Annotated in this window: 14 protein-coding genes and 3 pseudogenes; 7 read left to right on the top strand and 10 right to left on the bottom strand. The window is 69.9% G+C overall.

What is annotated here, in order from left to right; translation table 11 throughout:
- Nucleotides 1-87 precede the first annotated feature (87 nt).
- The 5 genes and pseudogenes from IF83_RS35320 to IF83_RS0116370 form a co-directional block, all read right to left on the bottom strand.
- A complete protein-coding gene (locus IF83_RS35320; protein ID WP_279617222.1) occupies nucleotides 88-213 on the bottom strand; it encodes a hypothetical protein in 126 nt (41 codons plus the stop codon).
- A 551-nt stretch (nucleotides 214-764) separates the two neighbouring features.
- The gene (locus IF83_RS0116385) at nucleotides 765-1,232 is read right to left on the bottom strand and encodes a hypothetical protein (protein ID WP_030544939.1); all 468 of its coding nucleotides are present in this window, start codon (nucleotides 1,230-1,232) and stop codon (nucleotides 765-767) included.
- Complete coding sequence (locus IF83_RS0116380; protein WP_030544938.1) at nucleotides 1,232-1,819, bottom strand: ArsR family transcriptional regulator; 588 nt, start codon at nucleotides 1,817-1,819, stop codon at nucleotides 1,232-1,234. Before IF83_RS0116380 ends, IF83_RS0116385 begins: the two co-directional genes overlap by 1 nt.
- A 518-nt stretch (nucleotides 1,820-2,337) precedes the next feature.
- Nucleotides 2,338-2,666, bottom strand: a pseudogene (locus IF83_RS32140) (ATP-dependent DNA helicase); the annotation flags it as partial.
- A 109-nt stretch (nucleotides 2,667-2,775) separates the two neighbouring features.
- Nucleotides 2,776-3,054, bottom strand: a pseudogene (locus IF83_RS0116370) (tetratricopeptide repeat protein); the annotation flags it as partial.
- A gap of 37 nt (nucleotides 3,055-3,091) precedes the next feature.
- Between IF83_RS0116370 and IF83_RS0116365 the strand changes: the two are divergent.
- From IF83_RS0116365 to IF83_RS0116355, 3 genes and pseudogenes are all read left to right on the top strand, one after another.
- A pseudogene (locus tag IF83_RS0116365) lies at nucleotides 3,092-3,754 on the top strand (aminoglycoside phosphotransferase family protein); the annotation flags it as partial.
- Nucleotide 3,755: 1 nt separating this feature from the next.
- Nucleotides 3,756-4,448 (top strand): class I SAM-dependent methyltransferase, encoded by a 693-nt coding sequence (locus IF83_RS0116360; protein ID WP_030544935.1) that lies wholly within the window; start codon nucleotides 3,756-3,758, stop codon nucleotides 4,446-4,448.
- Between the two features lie 31 nt (nucleotides 4,449-4,479).
- Nucleotides 4,480-5,025 (top strand): HAD domain-containing protein, encoded by a 546-nt coding sequence (locus IF83_RS0116355; RefSeq protein ID WP_030544934.1) that lies wholly within the window; start codon nucleotides 4,480-4,482, stop codon nucleotides 5,023-5,025.
- Nucleotides 5,026-5,254: 229 nt separating this feature from the next.
- Here IF83_RS0116355 and IF83_RS32135 read toward each other — a convergent pair whose 3' ends face one another.
- Nucleotides 5,255-6,127 (bottom strand): class I SAM-dependent methyltransferase, encoded by an 873-nt coding sequence (locus tag IF83_RS32135; RefSeq protein ID WP_244177098.1) that lies wholly within the window; start codon nucleotides 6,125-6,127, stop codon nucleotides 5,255-5,257.
- Nucleotides 6,124-6,876, bottom strand: coding sequence for an ATP-binding protein (locus IF83_RS35570; RefSeq protein ID WP_078843530.1), 753 nt, complete (start codon nucleotides 6,874-6,876; stop codon nucleotides 6,124-6,126). Before IF83_RS35570 ends, IF83_RS32135 begins: the two co-directional genes overlap by 4 nt.
- 350 nt (nucleotides 6,877-7,226) lie before the next feature.
- On the opposite strand from IF83_RS35570, the gene IF83_RS0116345 reads away from it, so the two are divergent.
- Nucleotides 7,227-8,609: a helix-turn-helix domain-containing protein gene (locus IF83_RS0116345; protein ID WP_167343593.1), complete on the top strand. Its 1,383-nt coding sequence runs from the start codon at nucleotides 7,227-7,229 to the stop codon at nucleotides 8,607-8,609.
- A gap of 32 nt (nucleotides 8,610-8,641) precedes the next feature.
- Nucleotides 8,642-9,547, top strand: coding sequence for an aminoglycoside phosphotransferase family protein (locus tag IF83_RS0116340; RefSeq protein WP_030544931.1), 906 nt, complete (start codon nucleotides 8,642-8,644; stop codon nucleotides 9,545-9,547).
- Nucleotides 9,548-9,797: 250 nt separating this feature from the next.
- Here IF83_RS0116340 and ychF read toward each other — a convergent pair whose 3' ends face one another.
- Nucleotides 9,798-10,886: a redox-regulated ATPase YchF gene (gene ychF / locus IF83_RS0116335; RefSeq protein ID WP_030544930.1), complete on the bottom strand. Its 1,089-nt coding sequence runs from the start codon at nucleotides 10,884-10,886 to the stop codon at nucleotides 9,798-9,800.
- 479 nt (nucleotides 10,887-11,365) lie between these two features.
- Here ychF and IF83_RS0116330 point away from each other — a divergent pair, with 479 nt between their 5' ends.
- Nucleotides 11,366-11,917, top strand: a complete 552-nt coding sequence (locus tag IF83_RS0116330; RefSeq protein ID WP_244177097.1) for a DUF6542 domain-containing protein — start codon at nucleotides 11,366-11,368, stop codon at nucleotides 11,915-11,917.
- A gap of 347 nt (nucleotides 11,918-12,264) precedes the next feature.
- Here the strand turns inward: IF83_RS0116330 and ppgK are convergent, their stop codons facing one another.
- Both ppgK and IF83_RS0116320 read right to left on the bottom strand, forming a co-directional pair.
- Entirely contained in the window at nucleotides 12,265-13,068 is an 804-nt protein-coding gene (gene ppgK / locus IF83_RS0116325; RefSeq protein WP_051722857.1) for a polyphosphate--glucose phosphotransferase, read from the bottom strand.
- 144 nt (nucleotides 13,069-13,212) lie between these two features.
- On the bottom strand, nucleotides 13,213-14,271 hold the full coding sequence (locus IF83_RS0116320; protein WP_051722827.1) for a 4-hydroxy-3-methylbut-2-enyl diphosphate reductase: 1,059 nt from the start codon (nucleotides 14,269-14,271) through the stop codon (nucleotides 13,213-13,215).
- A gap of 326 nt (nucleotides 14,272-14,597) precedes the next feature.
- Here IF83_RS0116320 and IF83_RS0116315 point away from each other — a divergent pair, with 326 nt between their 5' ends.
- Nucleotides 14,598-14,930, top strand: coding sequence for a hypothetical protein (locus tag IF83_RS0116315; protein WP_030544926.1), 333 nt, complete (start codon nucleotides 14,598-14,600; stop codon nucleotides 14,928-14,930).
- Nucleotides 14,931-14,934 lie beyond the last annotated feature (4 nt).

Genomic DNA, 14,934 nt, shown 5'->3' with positions numbered 1-14,934 from the left:
CAACGTTCTGCCGCAACCAACGGATCCGAGCAAAGAACCGCCCCTTGACCTGCGTATATGCAGATCAGGAGGCGATCCCGGACACAACTACACGTTGAAGCGGAACATCAACCACACCGCGACGACCTGCGGAAACCCCGGAATCCTGATCGCGATCCAGCCAGGATCCAGCAGCAGGAACAACGCCTGGTCCCGGATCGGCTCCGCCGCCATGCCCGCCTTACCGATGGCTGCCCGACCCGGGTGGATACGGCTGGCCGGCGGCCGCCATCGAGACTTACGGGGAAGTGGGTTCCCGCTGCGGCCCCGCACTCTTCGGTTACTGGACGCGGCAACCCCGGCCATCCGCGAGCGGGAAACCATGGCCCTGGCCGGCCTGAGGACCGACGGCGCAGTCGGGCCCCTCGCCGCGCCCGCCGTGCCGGCCGTTTCACTCGGCACCGCTCCACTCGGGCCCCATGGGCCTTTCATCCGTCATGGCCGGGCGTGCCTGTTCCTCCTCCACGATCCGGTGGGCCGGCTCGGTGTCCGACACGTCGACCGCGTCCGTGGTCGCCGACCACCGGCAGTGCCGCCTCTCGCCAGCCCAGCACGTCTCGTTCGCTGCGCCCCACCCGCCCGCCCCTCTCCTTGCCCCCGCTTCCTCCCACCGTCAGGCCGAGTTCCGGCGCGGATTGAGCTGCACGTCCGCAAGTCCGCCCGCGTTCGCCCTGCGAGCCCGCAGACCGTGTTGGGCCGAAAACATGCCGCCGATCGGGGTGGCCTCAATAGCGCGGCATGTTCGGAATGGCCTTCTCCGCGAGCTCGATCAGCGCGTCCACCTTCGTCACGTCGGCCTCGACCTCCTCCGGCGTCACGGCCGGAGCCTCCGAAGACCGGTACTCGACTTCATTGCGCCGGACTCGCATGCGATTGAAGGGGCGCAGTATGGAACCGAGCGGCGGGTCGAGCTGTGCTCGCACGGCCTCGTAGATGACGGTATGGCCACCACGACTGGTGGCGCGCAGCCCTTGATTCTGCAGAACCGCGGCCAGCGCTCGGCGCGCTGCGTCATAGGCGAGCGTGTAGGCGCCCTCCGGGTCGGTGGCCAACAGCTGCCGTGCGGAGCCGACATGCGTACGGGCCCGGACCAGCTCGGCTTCGGCGGCCCGCCGGGAAGCGGGTACGCGCTCAAGCTCGCCCGTGCCGATGAGTGAGTCGACTGTCGACCGCCCTTGATTCCAGCGCGTCACTACGCCTCCCGGTCAAGATGCAAGGGGACCAGCGGACGTTCGCGAACGCCGGTGAGGAACGGATCATCCGTACGGGCCTCCCACGCCTCGACGGAGACCCGATGGACGTTGACCTCACGGCGAAGCCGGCGGGATACCTCCTCGGCAAGATCGAAGAGCGCGTCGGCATCGGGATCACCCACAACGAGGACATCGACATCCGCGGGGGGCGGCCCCGGTTCGCCGCCGTACCGGGCGGCCCAAGAGCCGTAGATATAGGCCCGTTGCACCCCTTCGAGTTGCGCCAACGCCTCTGAGAGCAAGGGCACCGGACCAAAAGAGACGGACATGAGATCGCTCAACGGACGGTACAGGGGAGTGTCCGTACGAGCCTTGACGAGGCGGCTGCGCCCCACTCTCCGATCCGTCAGGATGCCACCACGGGTCAGCCGTTCGACCTCACGCAGTACAGCCGTGGGCGTCACTCCGACGTCAGCGGCCAGTTCGGTAATGCTGTACTCGCGCTCCGGATGCAGAAGCACGAGCGCAAGGAGCTCGCCTTGCGTACGGGAGCGGAGGATGGGGAGCAGACTCGGCGAGACTTTCATTGGACGCAGCATATCGAGCGCCAAGCGAAAGTAACAACGGGAATCCATGCGCTCACGTAAAGCCACATGGGTTGCCCACGCCGGACATCCACGCAACTCACCGCCGCGACGGAACGGGCCTGGCATCCACCAGGACCGGAGCACTGCCGGCCCCGGCCCGGAGGCCGCTGTCCGGGTCGGCAGGCGCTCCCGCGATCGGAGCCGGATCCCGGCGAAGGGCTTCGCGAGCCGGATGGACCTTGCCAAGATCCAGCCAAGATTCAGCCACCGGAAACCCCGCCCGGGTTCAACTACCACCCAGCAGTTCCCTGACCTGCAAAAACATCGCACGGCAGCTTCCGGTCCCAGACCCTCAACGTTCCGCCGCAACGAACGAATCCGAGCAGCGAACCGCCCCCTGACCTGCGCATATGCAGATCAGGGGGCGATCCCGGGAGCAACTACACGTTGAAGCGGAACATCGACCGCACCGCGACGACCTGCGGAAACCCTGGAATCCTGATCGCGATCCAGCCAGGATCCAGCAGCCGGAACACCAGCTCGGTCGCGATGGTCCGTACGGCCTCCGCGCCGGCCTCGCGCACGGCCGGCGGGTAGGGCAGTGACGGCGCGACCGTGCGGGGCCAGCGGCGCGACGAACGCCATGATCTCTGCGGGCACGCGGCAGCTGGTCGTCAGTTCCGCCAGACGCCAGTCGCCGTGATCGGACAGCAGGGCGCCGAGTGGGTCCCAGTCAGTGTGGGTGTGCGGGCCTGTGGCCTGGGCGAGGTCGCCGAGGACGGTCATGGAGCCGCCCCGCGCGACACGCCGGCGGCAGGGTGCGGGCCCGCATGGGGGTGAGGTCCCGGACCGCCCAGGCGGAACAGCTCGCAGCTCCGCCTGGGCGGCCTGTACAAACTCGCACCCGTCCGGTCAAGCTCACTCAGTCAGCGGTTCGACGGAAGGCCTTCGATGACCGCCAGCTCTTCGTCATTACCGGCCTGGAGACCGATCTCGGTCTGGGTGACGGCGCGCCCCGCTCGGCGGGACAGCGCCTCGGCCAGGTATTGACCTACCCGACCCGACGGGGCACGGGTGCCGTTCACCCAGTGCGAGATGGCCGACTTGTTGGTCTGGAGAATCTCGCCGTTCTCGGCGGCGATGCGCCGCACGTCTCGGGCGAGGGCCTCATAGGTGCAGTCGGCGACCGCGATGACGTCACGGAGACGGGAATTGGGTTCTCTCTGCGCCGCCACGATCGCCTCCGCCCTGGAGCTGTAAACCGCGTATACCTGGCTCGGCATGCTCATGGAGGACCTCGGACCCTCCGCCCGCGAGGCCGACGACCTCGACGGCGTCGCCGCGGCCGTAATCCTGCACGGCACCCGTACGGCCCCGTCCTTGCCCGTCCTCGGCCAGGAGCGCCTGCGCGCACTTCCGGCCCGGGCGCTGGAACACCTCGAACGGCTGCGCAAGGCCGACCGGTGGAAGGAGGCCGACGACGTCGAGGACGCGTTCGACCGGATCGCCCAGGCTGCCGAGGCCCGCTCGGCCGGAGCGACGCTGGAACCGTTCGGTTGGGCGCACTCCGAGTTCCACCCCACCAGCCTCCACATCGGCGAGCGTGGCTGGCGGCTGCTCGACTTCGCCCGCGCCTTCACCGGCCCCGGCCTGCTCGACCTCGCCAGCTGGCACGGAACCATCGATCCCCCGCACCCTGTCCGCCTCCGCGTCTTCCTGGAGCAGTACGTCACCGCCGGCGGCACCCCCGACGCCCTGGCCCCGCGCGGCGGGCTCACCGCCGAGAACTGGGCCCTGGGCTGGCACCGCATGTGGGCCGTCGAGTGGTTCATGGAGCAGTCCGTCCGCTGGATCGACGACCCGGCCACCGACCCCGCCTACATCAAGGCTGTCCGCCGCGACCTCACCGACGTCCTCCACCTCCTGGAGATCTGACGTGCTCGCCCAGGCATCCCCCTGGCACGCCCACGCGCTCCAGCGCACCGCCGCCGGACGCGTCGAGCCCCTGTCCGTACCCGCACGGATGGAATGGACCTCGAGACCCGGCCAAGGGCCCGGAGCTGACGTCCTCGGCCCTGACCTGCGCGGCAAGCGAGTCCTGGAACTCGGCTGCGGCCCCGGCCACAACGCCGCCCACCTCGCCACCCGCCACGGGGCTCACGTCACCGGTGTCGACCTGGTCGGCCTGCAGATCCGCCGCGCCCGCTCCCACTACGGACGGCTGAACAACCTCACCTTCGTCGCTGGGCATGCCTTGCACTGCCTCCACGCCTCCGACGAACAGTTCGGGGCGATCTACTCCGTCTTCGGCGCCGTCGGGCTCGTCGCGCCCGAGCTCCTGCTCCCGGCCATTGCCCAGCGCCTCATGCCCGGGCGAGTGCTCGCCTTCTCTGTCCCCCACCCGCAGCGCGGCGGTCGAAGCCCCTCCGACGACGACCGGCCCCGCCGCGACTTCGTCACCCTGCCCGACCGCACACGGCTCCCCATCTCCCGCTGGGAGTTCGATACCGACCGTTGGGAGAGGCCCCTCAGCCAGGCTGGCTTCTGGCTCACCTCGGCCCAGGAGTTCCACCACCCCCGCATGAGCCACTGGCCCACCACCCTGCTGATCCGCGCCCGCAAGCTCTGACAGCCGCGTTCATCCTGCCTATGGAGGACCGATGCGCCCGCCCTACCTGCTCCTCGACATCGACGGCGTCCTCATACCCTTCCCCGACGAGCACGGCTCGACCCCGGCCACCCACACCCGCCACGACGTCGTCCCCACCGGCCGCAGCGCCGACAACCCGGTCACCGTCTGGTGCAACCCCGACCACGGCCGCCTGCTCATGGACGTCATCCGCACCGGCCTGGTCACCCCCGTCTGGTGCACCAGCTGGCGCCAGGACGCCACCACCCTCATCGGGCCCCTCCTGGGCCTCCCGATGCTGCCGTGCGTCGACCTGCCGCGTCCGCAGATCACCACCAGCCACCCCAACGGTTACTTGGGGAAGCGCGACCACGTCGACGCCTGGCTCGGCGACGCCCCTGCTGTGTGGATCGACGACGACTTCACCGGCCTCGACCATGAATGGGCGGTGGAACGCACTGCGAAGGGAACAGCGACCCTCCTCATTCAGCCCGACCCGCATCTCGGTCTACAGCCCGAGCACCTGACCGAGGTCACGAGGTGGGTCGCGCAGTTACGCACAGCCCGCGCCGCCTGACGACTGATGCCCTCGCTGCCACGAGCAGCGAGGGCATCAGGGTCTGCGGGCCCTGCACCGGGGCTACTGCCAGAAATCCACTCCATCACGCCCGCTCGGGTCCATGGCCAAGAGATCTTCGTGCAGACCCGAGAGAGCTCGCCCAGTCGCGGCGCCGTCTTCAGCTGACTCCACGACAAGCCAGCCGACGTCGATGCCCGATACGTTCACGTCACTCCCGGAGTCGAGCTCATCGAGCGTTGCGAACACTGCCTCGTAGGCGACCGCTCGTGCCAGGCGAACGAGATCCTCCTTGTTCGCCCCAGCAGCAAGGAGCCGCTGAGCAACTGGAAGCTGATCGAAGGCATCCGGATCGGCCCAACCGCCGATCGGACCGCGCCACAGACTTCGCAGCAGCATGAACCGCGCGAGGTGCGGAAGGTCCTCGCAGATCTCCGACTTGGCCCAGTCGCCAGCATCGGCTGCGCCGAGTGCTTCGAATCGCGCGCGCAGCGGCTCCGCTGCCGCCCTTCCACGCGCTTCCAGACTGTTCAACAAAGACGACAAGCCGGCCGCCTTCGTTGAGCTGAGCGATCCAGGCAGGGGGAATGTCCCATGCCCCGGCCGTCACCAGGATGGCGTCGAAGGGGGCGCGATCGGGGACTCCGTACTCGGCGTCACCGACAAGGACCCGCACGCCGGTGTAGCCGGTGGCATCCAGGAACCGCTGGGCCCGGTCGGCGGGAGCTGGGTCGATGTCGACGGTGGTGACCTGCCCCGTGGGCCCGGCCAGTTCCGCGATGTAGGCGGCGTTCGGACCGTTCGTTCCGATCTCCAGCACGCGGTCACCTGGCTGAATGTCAGCCTGTTCCAGCTGCATGGCCTGGATCTGCGGAGCGGATACCGAACTCGTGTAGACGCCGTGCTCGTCCTGCTTGGTGACCACGGGCTCATAGACGCTGTACGCCTTCTCGACCGGGACCTCGGGGACGGCGATGTGCCGGGGGACCTTCCGCAGAGCGGCCTCCACCCTCGCGGACGTGATCGTGCCATCCGCGACGAGCTGGTCCACGGTCTTGTTCCGCAGTTCTTCCGCCCGGTTTTCGTCGCGCAGTTCGCTCATGGACTCGTACTCCTTGTGCCGTGTGGTGCCGATCGGGGGACGGTGATGATGTCGGGGTTGGGTCTTCTCCGCTCGCCCGTTGGCCGGATGCTCTCCCTGGAGGCCCAGAGGCCCGCGGGCAAGGGAATCGCTGAAACTCGGAGGAGCTTTGGACGAGTAGTGCCGTGTACGAGCCGTGGCGGTGACAAGCGCGGTGATGGCGTTGTTGCCGTAGCCGGGGAAGTGGCCGAGTCGCCTCGGACGGGCACCGTGCCCGGTGGCTGTATCGGTAAGTCAGCCCCTGGCCTGCCGGAGGTCCTGCACAGGAAGGTCCCCCTCTGGGAAGAGGTGAGAGACGACGGACTACCGGGCGGCGCCAGGATGCACCACACCCGTTTGCCCCGGCCGTCCTCAGCTGCCCGGTAGCCCCAGCGGCTGGCAAGTGCCCGGACCATGAGCAGTCCCCGCCCGCTGCTGTCGTCATCGGCAGCGCGGCGCACATACGGAAGCTTCGGCGACGGGTCGTCCACTGCGATCAGCAGTCGGCTGTTCGTCTGCTCGACGCTCAGCACCACGGTCTCATCCGGGCCGGAGCAGCCGTGCCGCACCGCGTTGGCGATCAGCTCCTGCGCCACCAAGGCCGCGTCGTCGAGGAGCGGGCAGACCCATCGGCTCAGGTGCGTCTCCATCAGGCGCCGGGCTGCTGAGACATGGTGCAGCTCGGCCGGGATCGTGATGGCGAAGCGGCGGGTACACGGAAAGGAGGTCATCTTCAGTACTCCCGTGCCTGGGATCGGCACACTTCAGAAACCCGAAAGCACTGGCCGGCGACCGTGCCCGCCGGTGGCGGCACAGTGAGTACTGCGGTGCGATCGATCAGCGGTGCCATCGAAGTGTCCGATCGTCGGTGGCCGCGTACTGGGATGTGCGGCTCAACGTGGCACGTAGCTTCGGCAACGGCGGGGCGTGGCTCAACCGACGCGGGCGTCGGAACCGACGCTCAGGAGACGGGAGTTCCCTCATCCGGCCGAAAAACCGCCGGAAAGCGTCGGATCCTCCGGGAACGATGGTGCTTACTGACCTGAACAGCCACTGCGGAGGGAGGCGGACAATGGGTCGGATGACGGGCCGACATGGTGTCGCGTGCGCACGGGCCATACGGGAGCGGGCGGCTGAGGAAGGGTGGACGGTCGTTGAGACCGCGCAAGCCATCCGTGACCACTGCGGTCTGTCCAAGCTCCGTGCGAACCGCCTCGCCCGGGGGCTCACGTTGAACCAGGCCGGCGGAGAACTCCGAGACCTGGCCCTCCAGATGAGCCCGGAGGGCCCGAAGGCGGACGAGGACCAACTGCGGCTGTGGGAAACCGGCGCACGCGCTCCCCGGGCAGAAGCCGTCGCGCTGCTCTGCCGCTACTACGGCGCCACGCCCTACGAGCTCGGGCTCGGGCACGCCGACGACTCGGCGGGTGAAGACGAATCCCTCGTGCGGCGAACGACTCAGACGCGTTCATCCAGCTCCGGGACCGCCACGAAACGCGACCCCCTCTTCCATGACATCGACGCCACTCGGCGCTCGGTCGACCGTGCCCTGGCCGCGGGCACCGTCGCCCCTGGCCAGATGGACCTGCTGGAGGAGCAGCTTCTGCTGGTCCGGTACGAGTACGTCTTCACGCCACCCGCCCAGATGATGAACAAGCTGCTCCGCATCCTCCGGGAGGTCAAGGAGCTGCTGGAAGACCGGCAGCCGGCCTCGGTGACGGTGCGGCTCACGGAGATCACCGCCGTGGTGTCCACGCTGATCGCGGACGCCCTGATGAAGCTCGGCGAAATCGACGACGCACGCATCTGGTACGCCACAGCCCGGCACGCCTCCGACGAAAGCGGCAACGCCGAGCTGCGGGCCCGTGTACGCGCTCAGGCGGCCATGCTCGGCTACTACTACGGACCGGTGCAATCGGCCGTCACCCTGGCACGGGAGGCCCGCATCATGACGCGCGGCAAGCCCTCCCCGACCGCCGCCTTCGCGGTCGCCGCAGAGGCACGCGCGCTCGCGCTACAGGGCAACCGGAGCGACGCCGCCGCCAGAGTCAGGGACGCCCGTGGCATCTTCGACCAGCTCGCCCCACAGAGCGACGATGACGCCTTCGCCTTTCCGCTGCGACGGTTCCTGCTCTACCTCAGCGGCACGTTCACCGCGTTAGGACACGTCTCGGAAGCCCGTCGGGTCCAGGAAGAAGCCCTGTCCCTCTACCCCACTCGCGCCGGCATCGACCCGGCCCTGCTGCGCCTGGAGGCCGCGATCTGCCTGGCGCGCGACCGCAGCGCCACCGAAGCGTGCCAACTCGCGACTGCGGCATATCTCCAGGTACCCGAGGAACACCGCACCCCCATTCTCAGCGCACGCGCACAACATGTGATCGACCAGCTTCCAGGCGCCAACCGGCGGGTCACAGCGGCGAGAGAACTGGGCGAACTCCTCCAACTTCCCAGTAGTCACATGTGACAGAACAACCTGTCGTCCCTCAGCCTGATCTCATGACATCGGTCAATACCATCGGCGGCTTCCAACCGGCGCACATGGATGAAGTCCTGCGGCGCGCCTGCGCCGTCGCCGGTCTCGACGCCACCAACGCCCGTGTGCTGCGTGGACACACCAACGCGGTGGTTCTCCTCGACAGAGAACCGGTTGTGGTGAAGATCGCCCGCCGCGGCAGCCCACAGACCGAAGTCCTCCGGACGGTGCGTTTCGTGCAATGGCTGATGGCACAGGACTTCCCCACGGCCCCCCTCCATCCGATCGCGGCCGAGCAACCCGTGGTCGTGGACGGCCACGCCGTCACCTTCTGGACCCACCTGCCCCAGCCGCCGCACCCTGTCCAGGCGGAACAGCTCGCAGCTCCGCTGTACGCCCTGCACAACCTCGGCACCCAGCCGGTCGAGCTCCCCGAGCGGGACAACGTCACCGCCATCAGATCCTCGATCGCCCGCATCACCGACGTGCCCACCCCGCTCATCGACGCACTGTCGACACGAGTGGACAAGCTCGCGGCAGAGCTGCCCGGCGTGCAGTTCCTGCATCCCAAGACCGCCATCCAAGGGGACCCGCAGCACCGCAACGCCCTGCACCACGGCGACGGCGCCGTCCTGTGCGACTGGGACACGGTCGCCTGGGGACACCGGGAATGGGACCTCGTCACCATCGAGATCCATTGCAGACGCTTCGGCTACGGGACCGAGCACTACCACGACTTCGCCAAGGCGTACGGGTACGACGTCACGACGTGGGAGGGATACCCGACGCTCCGCGACCTGCGCGAGCTCCGCATGATCACCACAAACGCCCGGAAGATCTCACACGCGCCGGAAAGCCGCGCCGAGGTCATACGCCGCATCGAAGGCCTGATCGAAGAGAACACCGGCCTCCGCTGGAACATCCTGTGAAGCACGACGCCGGCCACGGACCCCGGGTCGGCCCACGCGTCGCTCCCCCTCGTACCGACTCGCCGCTCAGCGCGATCCAGCCGTAATCCAGCCGGCGTACCGAGAACCACGGATGACGACAGGTGACGAGCCGTCAGCCCATCCAGCCGGGATCCAGCCACGGGTACGCGAACGGGGTCGGCCCCCATGTGGGCCGACCCCGTTTGACCTGCGAGTTTGCTAGATCACCCGATCCACGGTATGGCGGGGCCTACACGTTGAAGCGGAACTCCACCACGTCGCCGTCCTGCATGACGTAGTCCTTGCCCTCCATGCGGGCCTTGCCCTTGGCGCGGGCCTCTTGGACGGAGCCGCACTCCAGCAGGTCCTCATAGGAGATGACCTCGGCCTTGATGAAGCCCTTCTGGAAGTCGGTGTGGATGACACCGGCCGCCTCGGGGGCCGTGGCGCCCTTCCGGATGGTCCAGGCGCGGGCCTCCTTCGGGCCGGCCGTGAGGTAGGTCTGCAGGCCCAGGGTGTCGAAGCCGACGCGGGCGAGGGTGGCGAGGCCCGGCTCGTCCTGGCCCATGGACTGGAGGAGCTCCAGCGCCTCGTCGTCCTCCAGTTCGATCAGCTCGGACTCGATCTTCGCGTTGAGGAAGATCGCCTCGGCCGGGGCGACCAGTGCCTGCTGCTCCGCTTTGAAGGCCTCGTCGACCAGCTCGTCCTCGTCGACGTTGAAGACGTAGAGGAACGGCTTGACGGTGAGCAGGTGCAGCTCGTGGAGGAGCCGGCCCTGCTCGGAGTCCTTGGTGATCCCGGCGGCGAAGAGGGTCGTCCCCTCCTCCAGGATCTTCTGCGCGGCCTCCGCGGCGGCGGCGACCTGGGCCTTCTCCTTCTGGAGGCGGGACTCCTTGACCAGCCGCGGGAGGGCCTTCTCGATCGACTGCAGGTCCGCGAGGATCAGCTCGGTGTTGATCGTCTCGATGTCGCTCTTCGGGGAGACCTTGCCGTCGACGTGGACGACGTTCTCGTCCTGGAAGGCGCGGATGACCTGGCAGATCGCATCCGACTCGCGGATGTTCGCCAGGAACTTGTTGCCCAGGCCCTCGCCCTCGGAGGCGCCGCGCACGATGCCCGCGATGTCGACGAAGTCGACCGTGGCCGGGAGCTTCCGCTGGGAGCCGAAGATCTCGGCCAGCTTGTCCAGCCGCGGGTCGGGGACGCCCACGACGCCGACGTTCGGCTCGATGGTGGCGAACGGGTAGTTGGCCGCCAGGACGTCGTTCTTGGTCAGGGCGTTGAACAGGGTCGACTTGCCGACATTCGGCAGGCCGACGATTCCGATCGTGAGCGACACGTGGCGACTTCCCGGAGCGAGGATGCGGACTGGGGGTCCCGGAGCGGGACCGGGTCTCCAAGTCTACGGGGCGGCCCACCCGGCTCCGTCCGGGCGGATGATCGGCTGAAAATACGACCGAGACGGTGGTGGCCGCGTGTCCCACGCCCTGTTCCGCCCCTCCGCCGACCTACGTTGGTCGCGTGGAGCAACCCCGTACGCGCAGTAACGAGCGCACACCGCACCGGCCCGCACCGCTGCCCCGCCCCACGCGCGGAGCCCCGCCCGTGGACCCGCGGGACGCACCGGCCAACTCCCCGGACGCACCCGGCGGTTCCGGCGGTCATGGCGGCCCCGGCGGCCGAGCCGGCCGGAGCGGTCGCGCCCCCGCGCGGCCCGGGACTCCCCCGGGCGCCCCCGCGCCAGCCACCGCCCCCGCCCCCGCCGACGGCGAGTCCGCGGCCGTGTACCGGACCCGCCGTCCCCGCTCCGTCCCGCCGGTGCTCGCCGCCCTCCGGAAGCTCCGCTGGCTGCGGCGGATGCCCGGGCCCCGGCTCACCGGCCTGGGCTGCGGGCTGCTGGCGGTGCTGCTGATGCTCCTCGCCGGCACCCTGGACCGGCTGCTGCCGGGCGGCCACTCCCCCTCCGCGTACGGGATCGCCTTCCTCGTGGCCTCCGCCGGCTGCGCCCTGTGGGTGCGTCCCACCGAGCTGACCGCCGCGCCGGTCGCCATGCCGATCGCGTTCTTCATCGGCCTGGTGCCGGTCGGCGACGGCGGAACACCGGCCGACCGCCTGGTGGACCTGGTCACCGCCCTGGCCCTCGACGCCCTCTGGCTGTACGCGGGAACGCTGCTGGCCGTACTGACCGTGTCGGCACGGAAGGTGGTGCTGCTGGCCTCGCGGGCCGCGCGGCGCGCCTCCGACGAAGGCGGCGCGGCAGCGGACTCACACCGGCCCGCCGCCCCGGCGTCCGCCACCCCCGAGGCCCCCGCCGCCCCCGCGGCCGCGGCGCCCGGCAGCGGCCGGCCCGGTCCGGCGGCGCATCCGTAACGGCGGCGGGCACCGTCCTCCGGCGGATCTCTCGCGTCGAACGTGGTGGACGGGTGCCCGGCTACGGAACCGGCTGTCCCGTAGCGAAGCCACGGCCTGCCCGGACCCCGTTCCGCGGTGAACCGGGGCTCGAACCGGCCGCACCGGCCCGGCGAGCGGGTACGGGGCGTGAGGGTACGGGGCCCGGGGCACCGCCGAGCACCGCAACCGGCCGCACCGGCCCGGCGCGTGGCGACGGGGCCTGAGGCGCACGGGCACACCCGGGCACCGGGTCTCACCGCACCGGGCCGGGCCCGCGCGGGCCGCCGGCCACCGCCCGGCCCGGCCCTGCCGGAGCCGGTCTCCGCTCAGTCCTGTTCCGTCCGGCCGCGGGCCGCGGTCATCGCCGCGCCGACGATGCCCGCGTTGTTCCGCAGTTCCGCCGGCAGCATCGCGGCCCGTACCCCCTCGATCAGGGGCAGGTACTTCTCGGCCTTGCGGCTCACCCCGCCGCCGATGATGAACAGGTCCGGCGAGAACAGCATCTCGACATGGGTGAGATAGCGCTCCAGCCGCCGCGCCCAGTCGGCCCAGCTCAGGTCCTCGTCCTCCTTGGCGCGGCTGGAGGCTCGGGTCTCCGCGTCGTGGCCGTCCAGCTCCAGGTGGCCCAGCTCGGTGTTGGGGACGAGCCGCCCGCCGGTGAACAGGGCGCTGCCGATTCCGGTGCCAAGGGTCAGCATGATCACCGTGCCGTTCCGGCCGCGGCCCGCGCCGAAGGCCATCTCGGCGACTCCGGCCGCGTCCGCGTCGTTGAGCACGGTCACCGGAAGCCCCAGCCGGTCCGCGAGCAGGCCGCGGGTGTCGCGGCCGATCCAGCCGGGGTCGACGTTCGCGGCCGTGCGCGTGATGCCGCCGGTGACGACGCCCGGGAACGTCACGCCGACCGGTCCGGTCCAGCCGAAGTGCCCGACGACCTCCGCCACGCAGTCGACGACCGCCTCGGGCGTCGCCGGCTGCGGGGTCAGCACCTTGTGCCGCTCCTCCGCGAGGTCACCGCGCTCCAGGTCGACCGGGGCGCCCTTGATCCCGGAGCCGCCGATGTCCACCCCGAGGACGCGGCCGGCCTGTCCTGCGGATGTCTGGGGGGCCTGTGCCCCGGAAGTAGCCACCATGGTCACCAACTTAGGCCCTGCCGCGGCGTGCTCGCCCGCCACTCCGCACGGGAACGCGGGAACGGGTCGGCGCGGGTCGGCGGGACCCGCGCGGACCGTCCCGTCCCGCCCCGCCGCGCAGAGGCGGCAGGACCGGGACGGGTCTCAGGCGCGGGCGTCCGGGGCGCCGGAGGCGGGCCCGCCGGACAGCGCCGCGGCCTCCGCGCGCAGATCCCGGCGCAGTTCCTTCGGCAGGGAGAAGGTGATGCTCTCCTGCATGGGCTGGACGATCTCGACGTCACCGTAGCCGCGCTCGGCGAGCCAGTCGAGGACCTCCTCGACCAGCACGTCCGGCACCGAGGCCCCGGAGCTGATGCCGACGGTGTCCACACCCTTCAGCCAGGCCTCGTCGATCTCCCCGGCGTTGTCCACCAGATGCCCGTCCCGGGCGCCCGCGCCGAGGGCGACCTCGACCAGGCGCACCGAGTTGGAGGAGTTCTTGGAGCCGACCACCAGCACCAGGTCGGAATCGGCCGCCACCTGCTTGACCGCGGTCTGGCGGTTCTGCGTGGCGTAGCAGATGTCGTCGCTGGGCGGGCTGATGAGCCGGGGGAAGCGTTCCTTCAGGGCGTCGACCGTCTCCATGGTCTCGTCGACGGAGAGGGTGGTCTGGGAGAGCCAGACGACCTTCGACGGGTCGCGGACCTCGACGTTCTTCACGTCGTCCGGCCCGTCCACCAGGGTGATGTGGTCGGGCGCCTCGCCGCTGGTGCCGATGACCTCCTCGTGGCCCTCGTGGCCGATGAGGAGGATGTCGTAGTCGTCCTTGGCGAACCGGACGGCTTCCTTGTGGACCTTGGTGACCAGCGGACAGGTGGCGTCGATGGTCGCCAGCTTGCGGGCCGCGGCCTCCTCGTGGACGACCGGGGCGACGCCGTGCGCCGAGAAGATCACGATGGAGCCCTCGGGGACGTCCTCCGTCTCCTCGACGAAGATGGCGCCCTTCTTCTCCAGCGTCCGCACGACGAACTTGTTGTGGACGATCTCCTTGCGCACGTAGACCGGTGCGCCGTACTGCTCCAGCGCCTTCTCGACGGCGATCACGGCGCGGTCCACGCCCGCGCAGTATCCGCGGGGTGCGGCGAGCAGGACGCGCTTGCGTCCGCCCTGGGGGGCGTCTGCGCTCGGGGCGGCCTCGGGCGACGGGCTGGGCGTAGCAGTCATGGGGCCATCGTAAGGCCGGGCCGGCGACCGGGCGGGCGGGGCGCCGCCGGGGCGCGGAGGCGGGGGAAAGGGCGGGGAAACGGTGCGGGAACCCCGGGCGCACGCCCCGTGACGACGGTGTCACGAACCGGCACAACGACATTGTGCGGACTTCGATGGACAGCAAACGCCGCGATGCAGCCGCCAGTTGAAAGAAAAAGAGCCATAAGAACACCAAAAAAGGTAATCACCCTCCGCGCTCTCCGCTTCCACCCCAAAACGCGGCAGACTTCACATAGTCAACACATCATCTGTTGACGGAGTTCACCCAGCATGGGGGGGTCGGCATGGCCGATTTCGAGATCAAGAAGCAGCGGGCCGAGAACATCTACCAGGGGGAGACGCTGTACATCGGGCAGGAGGACGCCGCCCGCGCCTCCCGGCGGATCGAGGCGCTCCTCGCCCGCATCGACCGCGAGCGGCCCGACGCACCGCCGGCCTCCGCGGAGTCCGCCGAGTGGTCCGCGCTCCGCACCGAGGTACGGCAGGCCGGGCAGGCGCTCCCGGCGCGCGGCGAGGCCACCGAATCCCTGAGCCGGGCCCACCGGATCGCGCTCGGCCTGCGGGCGGCCTCCATCGCCGCGGCCATCGCGTCGGTCGCGGGCGCCCTGACGGGGTGAGTCC

The sequence above is a fragment of the Streptomyces albus subsp. albus genome, assembly GCF_000719865.1.
GTDB classification, from domain to species: Bacteria; Actinomycetota; Actinomycetes; order Streptomycetales; family Streptomycetaceae; genus Streptomyces; species Streptomyces albus_E.
Note: the sequence above shows the minus strand (reverse complement) of the source record. Positions and strands in the feature narration are given on the sequence as shown.